The sequence below is a fragment of the Helicobacter valdiviensis genome (assembly GCF_003245365.1).
Classification (GTDB): domain Bacteria; phylum Campylobacterota; class Campylobacteria; order Campylobacterales; family Helicobacteraceae; genus Helicobacter_D; species Helicobacter_D valdiviensis.
On the sequence record NZ_NBIU01000108.1, the window covers coordinates 1 to 767 of the forward strand.

A 767-nucleotide genomic window follows, 5' to 3' on the forward strand; every position below is an offset into this window, starting at 1 on the left:
TGTTTCTTTTTCTTCTTCTGCTGGTTTTATTAAGACTACTTGTTGTTTATCTAACATAGAAGCATTAATATCTTTTAGAGGAGAGATTATAGTTTGGTTATCATCTTTATCTACATTTGGGATTAGAGGAATAGCTTTTAAAGAAGCAAGATTAAATCTTACATTATTATTGTTTGCTAATGCTTTATAATCTTTATTGATAAAAAAGATGTTTCCTACATCTTTTTGTAAATCTTTATAAGCTTCTTCCATATCTCCTTTTAAAGCCATAAGTTCTTTATAGGCTTTTTCTAATTCTGGTTTTAGCCATTCTTCTAAACCTGATAGATAAGTATTATATTGTTTCATATATTCTTCAAACTTTGTATTGAAGTCATTTATCTTTTTAATATTCTCTAAATTGTCATTTAGAACATTATAGAGATTATTTATATTTTCTTGTGTGATATTAGCTAGTTCATTATCATCTACTAAAGCAAATTCTTTAAAGATACCTAATTGCTCTAATCCATCTTTTCCTACAAATGCTAATAAGAATTCTAAAGATTGTTTGATAGCTCTTATATCATTTTCATCTTTAATAGATAAAAGATTAAATTCTAAATCACCTAGGATTTGATTAATAAGTGGGAAATCATCTTGGGTTAATACTACATCGCTTAAGCCATTATCTCCATTGCTTCCATTATCTCCGCCATTGCCATTATTTGTTTCATCTAGGAAAGTATAATAGCCTCCCTCTTTATTGTAATGGATTTGTGGTTTGT

1 protein-coding gene is annotated in these 767 nt (G+C 27.4%); it reads right to left on the reverse strand.

Going from position 1 to position 767, the window contains the following annotated elements:
• Positions 1-767 (reverse strand): hypothetical protein (locus B6S12_RS11295; RefSeq protein WP_181451055.1); only part of this gene is annotated, 767 nt, incomplete at both ends.